Genomic DNA, 8,204 nt, shown 5'->3' with positions numbered 1-8,204 from the left:
CAGGGGCCTGCGTTTTAACTGACTACCATCACCACTGCGCGAAGGCGGTGGCACATCCAGCATCGATGTGACTGACAAACCGCTTTCGCGGGCAAGCCCGCTCCCACAGGGGCCTGCGTTTTAACTGACTACCATCACCACTGCGCGAAGGCGGCAAAGCTTGAACCCGAGGTGTTGCACCAGGCTTATTGTGGGAGCGAGCCTGCTCGCAAAAGCGGTGGCACATCCAGCATCTATGTGGCTGACATACCGCTTTCGCGAGCAGGCTCGCTCCCACAGGAGGGCTGTGCTTTACCTGATTACCATCACCACTGCGCGAACCCGAGGTATTGCACTGTTTTTTGTGGGAGCGGGCTTGCCCGCGATGGCGGTGGATCAGGCAACACTGATGTCGCATGTGCCGGCCTCATCGCGGGCAAGCCCGCTCCCACAGGGTTTTGTGTCGCTACACGATTGTGTATCAGCGTGCAGCCCAGGCGTTGAAGCGCTGTTCAAGCTCTTCGCCATGGTCGACCCAGAACTCTGCGTCCACCGCCCGGGCGCCGGCCAGGTTGGCCTCGGCGGTCGGCAGTTGTTCCTGCACGTCCTTGGGCAGCAATGGCAGGGTCTGGCGATGCACCGGCCCGTAGGGGATGTTTTCCGAGAAGACTTTTTGCGTCTGCGGCTGGCTGGCGAACGCGATGAAGTTTTCCGCCAGCGCCTTGTTCGGCGTACCTTTGACCACTGCCCAGTATTCCGGGTCGTACAGGCTTTGCGGCCAGACGATGCTCAGTTTCATGCCTTCCTTTTGCGCCGAGGCGATCCGGCCGTTGTAGGCCGCGCTCATCACTACGTCGCCGGCCACCAGCCATTGCGCCGGCTGCGCGCCCGCCTCCCACCACTGGATGTTCGGCTTGATCTGGTCGAGCTTGGCAAAGGCCCGCGTCACGCCTTGTGGGGTTTTCAAGACCTTGTACACGTCGTCCGCCTTGACACCGTCGGCGAGCAAGGCGATTTCCAGGGTGTACTTGGCGCTCTTGCGCAGGCCGCGCTTGCCCGGGAAGTCGGCGACGTTCCAGAAGTCCGCCCAGGATTGCGGCGCCTTGGCCTGCTTGCTCTGGTCATAGGCCATGACCATCGACCAGACGTAAGTGGCCACCCCGCATTCGGTCAGCGCACCGGGCACGAAGTTCGCCGAATCACCGAAGCGCCCGGCGTCGAGCTTCTCGAACAGGCCCTCCTCGCAGCCGCGCAACAACTCGGGGCTTTCGACTTCCACCACGTCCCAGCTGGTGTGACCGGCCGAAACCATGGCCTTGATCTTCGACAGTTCACCGTTGTACTCACCGGCGATGATGTTGCCCGCGCCGCTGGCATTGAACGGCTGGAAATAGGCCTTCTCCTGAGCCTGTTTGGTAGCACCACCGAAGGAAATCACGGTGAGGTCCTGGGGGGCCGCCCACACACTGGCACTCAACAACGCCAGGGCAAACGGAACACTGCAACGCAAGGATCTGGACATGGATCGCTTCCTCGAAAGTATGGGTTCGCACACTGACCAATGCCGATTCGTCACCTGTAGGAGCCGGCTTGCCGGCGATGGCGGCGGATCGGTCAAAACCGATGTCGCCTGCCAAATCGCTATCGCCGGCAAGCCGGCTCCTACAGGTGATTGAGCGGAATCAGCCCTGTTGACCCATTGTTGTTATTGCTCACTCAGATACACCGCCAGGCGATCCATCAGGCGGTCACAGGCCGCCATCTGGTCGACGCTGACAAATTCATCGGGCTTGTGCCCCTGGTCCATGCTGCCGGGACCGCAGACCACGGTCGCAATCCCGGCCTGATTGAACAGCCCGCCTTCGGTGCCAAAGGCCACGGTGCCGAAATCATCGCTGCCGCACAGCTCGGCAATCAGCCGGGCGGCGGCGCTGTCGGCGGGTGTCGCCAGGCCCGGATAGGCCGAGATTTTTTCAAAGCGGATCGCGGTATCGGTGTCCACGGCCTGCATGGCCGGCAGCAACGTCTGCTCGGCGTAGTCCCGCAGTTCATCGACCACCACTTGCGGAGCGAAGTCCGGCAAGGCGCGGATCTCGAAATCGAAACGGCAGTCCGCTGGTACGATGTTCAGCGCCGTACCGCCCTGGATTACGCCGACCTGCACGGTCGAGAACGCCGGATCGAAGCGCTTGTCGTGCAACGGCGGCCGGGCCAGGGTGGCGCCGATGTCGCCCAGCCGACCGATCAGGCGCGCGGCCTGCTCGATGGCATTGACCCCATAAGGCGCGTAGGCCGAATGACAGGCCGCACCGCGTACGTGGCAACGCATCGCCAGCTTGCCCTTGTGGCCGAGCACCGGTTTGAGCTCGGTCGGCTCGCCGATCAAACACAACGCCGGGGCCGGGATGCGTTGGGGCAACACCTCCAGCAAACCGCGCACGCCAAGGCAGCCGACCTCTTCGTCATAGGAAAACGCCAAGTGCACCGGGCGCTTCAAAGGGCTGGCGAGAAACACCGGCACGGCGGCCAGCACCGAGGCCAGATAGCCTTTCATGTCCGCGGTGCCGCGACCGTACAGCTTGCCACTCGCCTCGCTCAGGCTGAACGGCTCGACCGTCCAGGCCTGGCCGTCCACCGGCACCACGTCGGTGTGACCGGACAGCACGATGCCGCCGGCCACGCTCGGGCCGACCGTGGCCAACAGATTGGCCTTGGTCCGCTCGGCGTTGTAGATCAGTTCGCACGCCACGCCCAGTCCGTGCAGGTAGTCACGCACGAACTCGATCAGCTCGAGGTTCGAGTCGCGGCTGACCGTGGCGAACCCGATCAACCGCGCGAGCATGGCGCGGCTGCGCAACTCACTCATCGCCGGGCACTCCATACGCGGGGGCCAGGGTCGGATTGAGGGCGCGGGTCAGGTAGTCCTGCAATTGCGGCTCGTAGGCCGTCCACAGTTTGCCCAGCTCGCCAATCGGGTTTTCATCGGCCCAATCCACCCGCAGGTCGACAATCGGCCAGGTCAGGTCACCGACCACCGACAACGCCGCCGAGTGCACCGCGCCCGCTTCGCCGCCGGCGTCCTGCCCGGCCTGCAAGGCGTTCATCAGGCGGGTGGCGAGGCAGCCTTCACTGTTTTCGAAAGCCGCGACCATCGCCTCGATCACCCCACTGTTGGCCAGCAGGTTGCCGGCCGCCACGCACTGATCACCGGCCACCGCGTTGTTGATGCCCAGCGCATGATTGCCGCTGAACACCGCCGTACGACCGTGGGCATCCACCACCGCCACCTGGCGATATTGGCTGTAGCCGTTGCGGGTCAACGAGTGGTCCAGCGCCTGGGGTGGCGCCGAGCCGTTGGCCAGCTCATCGAGGATCTGCGGGCCGAGGGCCGGCAGCGTGATGTTCTGGCTCGACACCGCGCCGACCCCGGCCCGCAGCCAGGGGCAGCGCGCACCGACGGCGATGCTCGAAGAACTGATGGCAATGCCCAGCTGGCCGGTCTCGGCGCAGCGACCCACGATGGAAAAAGTCATGGCGAAGTCCTTATTCAGGGATAACGGCAATCACGTCGATTTCCATCAGCCACTGCGGCTGGCCGAGGGCACTGACCACCAGCCCAGTGGAAATCGGGAACACACCCTTGAGCCACTTGCCGACCTCCTGGTACACCGGCTCGCGATAGCGCGGGTCGATCAGGTAGGTAGTGGTCTTGACGATGTGGCTCAGGTCGCTGCCCGCCTCTTCCAGCAACTGCTTGACGTTGCGCATGGCCTGTTCGGCCTGGGCGCGCGGATCACCGAGGCCCACCAGTTGGCCATTGAAATCGGTGCCGACCTGACCACGTACATACACGGTATTGCCGGCGCGAACGGCCTGGCACAGATCGTTGTCCAGCGTCTGGTTCGGGTAGGTGTCTTTGGTGTTGAACATGCGGATGCGGGTATGAGTAGGCATTAACGAACTCCCATGAGGCTGGCTTTCTGAACAGGTGCGCGGGCGGCGTCGGCTTGACGCTGGGTCGCATCCCGATAGTTGAAATAGGTGTGCTGTTTAACGATGTGATCGGCGATGTGCTTGGCGTCGTGCCAAACGCCCCAGATGAACGCGGAGCCACGACGGGACTGCCACGGCAACCCGACGAAATACACGCCGGGCTCGGCCGACACGCCGCGCTGGTGCTGCGGTTTGCCGTTGTCCTTGAAGGCATCGACCTTCAGCCAGCTGTAGTCGGTGGAGTAACCGGTGGCCCAGATGATCGTGGTCACGCCGGCCTTGAGCAGGTCCAGTTCCAGGATTGGATTTGTCACGCAATCCGGATCGGCCAGCATGGCCCGGGCTTCGGGTTCCAGCGGCAGGTCGAGGCCATTGCGTTCGATATAAGCGTCGGCCTTGTCGAGCAGCGCGAGGTAGTTTTCATCGCCACGGCGGATGTTGTCGGCGAGATTGTCTTCAAAACTGACCACGGCGCCATTGAACGATTGAGTCAGGCCGACCAGGGTCATGCCCTGATGCGCCAGGCGACGGAAGTCCACGGTGTGGCCGCCACGGGCACCGCTCACGGCGATGGTCACGTGTTCCTTGCCCGGTTGCATGGCCTCGGCATCCCATTCGCCCAGCACCCCCAGCCACCAGCAGAAATCGCGGTTGCGGTAGGCGCGCGGCGGACGGTCGTGGGCGCCGACCGAGAGGTAGACCTGTTTACCGGAACGTTGCAGCTCATCGGCGATCTGCACGCCCGACGACCCGGCGCCCACCACCAGCACCGCGCCTTCGGCCAGTTGCTGCGGGTTGTAGTACTGGGCGGAGTGAATCTGGTTGATGCCGGCCATTGGCGGGGCAATCGGCGGAATGGCCGGACGCTGGAACGGGCCGGTGGCGACCACCACATGGCGGGCCTCGATCACGCCATCAGAGGTTTCAACGGTGAAACCCGGACGGTCGGCATTGCGTTGTACGCTCTTGACTTCAACACCGGTGCGGATCGGCGCGTTGAACTTGCGGGCATAGGCTTCGAAGTACTCGGCCACCTGCTCTTTGCCGGCGAAGGCGTCCGGGTCCAGGCCGTCGAATTCCAGGCCCGGGAAGCGGTCGTGCCAGGCAGGACCGTTGGCCACCAGCGAATCCCAGCGGCCGGTGCGCCAGGCTTCGGCGATACGGTTGCGCTCCAGCACGAGGTGGGGCACACCGAGTTTGCTCAGGTGTTCACTCATGGCCACGCCGGCCTGGCCGGCGCCAACAACAAGCGTATCAATTGCGGTTTTATCAACTGTCATGGCTGTGCACTTCTGAAAGGTGGTTTGATTCAGGTCGGTCATGGCTGCCGCCTCGATTCTGATCACTGTTGTTCTTCTGCTGCGGCTATCGGTATCAGGGTGTTGGCCGCATTCTGTTCGGAGCCGGGAAATAGCGAAATTATGTTTTTTGTGGTTGCTGGCGAGGAAAAAGCGTCGAGGTGACCGGCTGGCCGTGCGAGGTTGCGGTCGACCCGATCCCGGCCTATGGTCCAAGCGATGCATTGCCCGCGACCGGCGCGAAGACCCGGCGCGGATTGCTGTCCATCCAGTGCGGATTCACGCAAGGAGTGATGACATGCCCGACTATTCCCGTCCTGCCGTACTCGAACTGATTGGCAATACCCCGCTGGTACGCGTCAGCCGGTTCGATACCGGTCCCTGCACGCTGTTTCTCAAACTCGAATCACAGAACCCCGGCGGTTCGATCAAGGACCGCATCGGTCTGGCCATGATCGACACCGCCGAACGCGACGGTCGCCTGCGCCCCGGCGGCACCATCGTCGAAGCCACCGCCGGCAACACTGGCCTGGGCCTGGCCCTGGTCGGCCGCGCCAAGGGCTATCGCGTCGTGCTGGTGGTGCCGGACAAGATGTCCACCGAGAAGGTCTTGCACCTCAAGGCCATGGGCGCCGAGGTGCACATCACCCGCTCCGATGTCGGCAAGGGCCATCCCGAGTACTACCAGGACGTCGCCGCACGGCTGGCGGCGGAAATTCCCGATGCGTTCTTCGCCGACCAGTTCAACAACCCGGCCAACCCGCTGGCCCACGAATGCAGCACCGCGCCGGAGATCTGGGCACAAACCCAGCACGATCTGGACGCCATCGTCGTCGGCGTCGGATCGGCCGGTACCCTCACCGGCCTGACCCGTTTCTTCAAACGCGTGCAGCCGGACCTGGAAATGGTCCTGGCCGACCCGGTCGGTTCGGTGATGGCCGAATACAGCCGCGGTGGCACCCTCCCCACCCCCGGTTCCTGGGCGGTGGAAGGCATCGGCGAAGACTTCATCCCGTCGATTGCCGACCTGTCCAGCGTGCGCCACGCCTATTCGATCAGCGACGAAGAAAGCTTCGACCATGCCCGCCAGTTGCTGCGCGCCGAAGGCATTCTCGGCGGCTCATCCACCGGTACCTTGCTGGCGGCGGCGCTGCGTTACTGTCGCGAACAGACCCAGCCGAAACGGGTGGTGAGCTTCGTCTGCGACACCGGTACGCGTTACCTGTCCAAGGTCTACAACGACCAGTGGATGAACGATCAGGGCCTGCTGCAACGCAAGCACTACGGCGACCTGCGCGACCTGATCGCGCGGCGTTTCGAGGATGGCCGGGTGATCAGCGTCGGCCCCGATGACACCCTGCTCACCGCGTTCCAGCGCATGCGTCTGGCGGACGTGTCGCAATTGCCGGTGCTGGTGAAGGGGCAGCAACTGGTCGGCGTGATCGACGAGTCCGACATCCTGCTGGGGGTGCATGAAGACGTTGCGCACTTCCGTAAAACCGTGGCCAGCGCCATGACCGACAAACTGCAAACCCTGTCCCCCGCTGCCACCCTGGCGGAACTGGAGGCAGAGCTGGGCCGTGGGCTGGTGGCGATCATCCAGGATGCCTCGGGCTTCCACGGCCTGATTACCCGAACCGACATGCTCAACCATTTGCGGAGATCCCTGCCATGAGTCAACAGGACAAAAACGCCCCGCCTCAGGGCTTCGCCACCCGGGTGATCCATGCCGGGCAAACGCCGGACCCGTCGACCGGGGCCTTGATGCCGCCGATCTACGCCAACTCCACCTACCTGCAACAGAGCCCCGGGGTGCACAAAGGCCTGGACTACGGGCGCTCGCACAACCCGACGCGCTGGGCCCTGGAACGCTGCGTGGCCGACCTCGAAGGCGGCACCCGGGGCTTTGCCTTTGCCTCGGGGCTGGCGACCATTTCCACGGTGCTCGAACTGCTAGACGCCGGTTCGCACGTCGTCTCCGGCAACGACCTGTACGGCGGCACCTTCCGCCTGTTCGACAAGGTGCGCCAGCGCAGCGCCGGGCACCGCTTCAGCTTCGTCGACCTGACCGACCTGGCGGCGTTCGAGGCGTCCCTGCAGGACGACACCCGCATGGTCATGGTCGAGACCCCGAGCAATCCGCTGCTGCGCCTCACCGACCTCGCCGCCATCGCCCGCACCTGCCGCGCGCGCGGCATCATCTGCGTGGCCGACAACACCTTCGCCAGCCCGTGGATCCAGCGCCCACTGGAACTGGGTTTCGACATCGTGCTGCACTCGACCACCAAATACCTCAACGGCCACTCCGACGTGATCGGCGGCATCGCCGTGGTCGGGCAGAACCCCGAACTGGCCGAGCGCCTGGGCTTCCTGCAAAACGCCGTCGGCGCCATCGCCGGCCCGTTCGATGCCTTCCTCACCCTGCGCGGGGTGAAGACCCTGGCCCTGCGCATGGAACGGCATTGCAGCAACGCACTGGAACTGGCGCAGTGGCTGGAGCGTCAGCCGCAAGTCTCACGGGTCTACTACCCCGGCCTGCCCTCGCACCCGCAGCACGAACTGGCCCAGCGGCAAATGCGCGGATTCGGCGGGATGATTTCCCTCGACCTCAACAGCGACCTGGCCGGCGCCAAACGCTTCCTCGAGAACGTGCAGATCTTCGCCCTGGCCGAGAGCCTGGGTGGCGTGGAAAGCCTGATCGAACACCCGGCGATCATGACCCACGCCACCATCCCGCCCGATACTCGGGCAGAGTTGGGGATTGGTGATGGGTTGGTGCGGTTGTCGGTGGGGGTTGAGGATGTGGAGGACTTGCGCGCGGACCTGGCGCAGGCGTTGGCGCGGATGTAAGTAATCCCTGTAGGAGCGAGCTTGCTCGCGATGGTCGTAAACGATGCCGCGTGTTTACTGACTAAACGCAGCGCTCTTGGGTCC

At 64.1% G+C, this 8,204-nt stretch carries 8 protein-coding genes; 3 read left to right on the top strand and 5 right to left on the bottom strand.

The annotated features are described in order from the left end of the window. Positions 1–460 precede the first annotated feature (460 nt). Positions 461–1,501, bottom strand: coding sequence for an ABC transporter substrate-binding protein (locus AC3WN7_RS28465; RefSeq protein WP_102675832.1), 1,041 nt, complete (start codon positions 1,499–1,501; stop codon positions 461–463). Here AC3WN7_RS28465 and AC3WN7_RS28460 point away from each other — a divergent pair. Further along, a complete protein-coding gene (locus AC3WN7_RS28460; protein WP_157222277.1) occupies positions 1,500–1,655 on the top strand; it encodes a hypothetical protein in 156 nt (51 codons plus the stop codon). The two genes, AC3WN7_RS28465 and AC3WN7_RS28460, sit on opposite strands and share 2 nt — an antisense overlap. Positions 1,656–1,684: 29 nt before the next feature. On the opposite strand, the gene argE is transcribed toward AC3WN7_RS28460, so the two are convergent. Genes argE through AC3WN7_RS28440 form a run of 4 tightly spaced genes read right to left on the bottom strand, consistent with a single transcriptional unit; the run spans position 1,685 to position 5,294 of the window. Next, positions 1,685–2,845: an acetylornithine deacetylase gene (gene argE, locus AC3WN7_RS28455; RefSeq protein ID WP_102675831.1), complete on the bottom strand. Its 1,161-nt coding sequence runs from the start codon at positions 2,843–2,845 to the stop codon at positions 1,685–1,687. After that, positions 2,838–3,512, bottom strand: a complete 675-nt coding sequence (locus AC3WN7_RS28450; RefSeq protein ID WP_007976091.1) for a DUF1028 domain-containing protein — start codon at positions 3,510–3,512, stop codon at positions 2,838–2,840. The genes argE and AC3WN7_RS28450 overlap by 8 nt, the downstream gene beginning before the upstream one ends. 10 nt (positions 3,513–3,522) lie before the next feature. Continuing rightward, entirely contained in the window at positions 3,523–3,933 is a 411-nt protein-coding gene (locus AC3WN7_RS28445; RefSeq protein ID WP_003201555.1) for a RidA family protein, read from the bottom strand. Further along, the gene (locus AC3WN7_RS28440; protein ID WP_173862178.1) at positions 3,933–5,294 is read right to left on the bottom strand and encodes a flavin-containing monooxygenase; all 1,362 of its coding nucleotides are present in this window, start codon (positions 5,292–5,294) and stop codon (positions 3,933–3,935) included. Before AC3WN7_RS28440 ends, AC3WN7_RS28445 begins: the two co-directional genes overlap by 1 nt. A 274-nt stretch (positions 5,295–5,568) precedes the next feature. Between AC3WN7_RS28440 and AC3WN7_RS28435 the strand changes: the two genes are divergently transcribed. After that, positions 5,569–6,945 carry a pyridoxal-phosphate dependent enzyme gene (locus tag AC3WN7_RS28435; protein ID WP_015095633.1) on the top strand — a complete coding sequence of 459 codons (1,377 nt, stop codon included), beginning with the start codon at positions 5,569–5,571 and terminating at the stop codon, positions 6,943–6,945. Further along, positions 6,942–8,120, top strand: coding sequence for a trans-sulfuration enzyme family protein (locus AC3WN7_RS28430; protein WP_102675830.1), 1,179 nt, complete (start codon positions 6,942–6,944; stop codon positions 8,118–8,120). Before AC3WN7_RS28435 ends, AC3WN7_RS28430 begins: the two co-directional genes overlap by 4 nt. The last annotated feature ends 84 nt before the right edge of the window (positions 8,121–8,204 follow it).

The organism is Pseudomonas sp. FW305-70 (assembly GCF_058783925.1).
This window is presented reverse-complemented; position numbering and strand designations above follow the sequence as displayed.

Coding starts and splice junctions, on each gene's coding strand:
- AC3WN7_RS28465 (WP_102675832.1), bottom strand. CDS start 1,501: ATGTCCAGATCCTTGCGTTGCAGTGTTCCGTTTGCCCTGGCGTTGTTG.
- AC3WN7_RS28430 (WP_102675830.1), top strand. CDS start 6,942: ATGAGTCAACAGGACAAAAACGCCCCGCCTCAGGGCTTCGCCACCCGG.
- AC3WN7_RS28460 (WP_157222277.1), top strand. CDS start 1,500: ATGGATCGCTTCCTCGAAAGTATGGGTTCGCACACTGACCAATGCCGA.
- AC3WN7_RS28435 (WP_015095633.1), top strand. CDS start 5,569: ATGCCCGACTATTCCCGTCCTGCCGTACTCGAACTGATTGGCAATACC.
- AC3WN7_RS28445 (WP_003201555.1), bottom strand. CDS start 3,933: ATGCCTACTCATACCCGCATCCGCATGTTCAACACCAAAGACACCTAC.
- AC3WN7_RS28440 (WP_173862178.1), bottom strand. CDS start 5,294: ATGACCGACCTGAATCAAACCACCTTTCAGAAGTGCACAGCCATGACA.
- AC3WN7_RS28450 (WP_007976091.1), bottom strand. CDS start 3,512: ATGACTTTTTCCATCGTGGGTCGCTGCGCCGAGACCGGCCAGCTGGGC.
- argE (WP_102675831.1), bottom strand. CDS start 2,845: ATGAGTGAGTTGCGCAGCCGCGCCATGCTCGCGCGGTTGATCGGGTTC.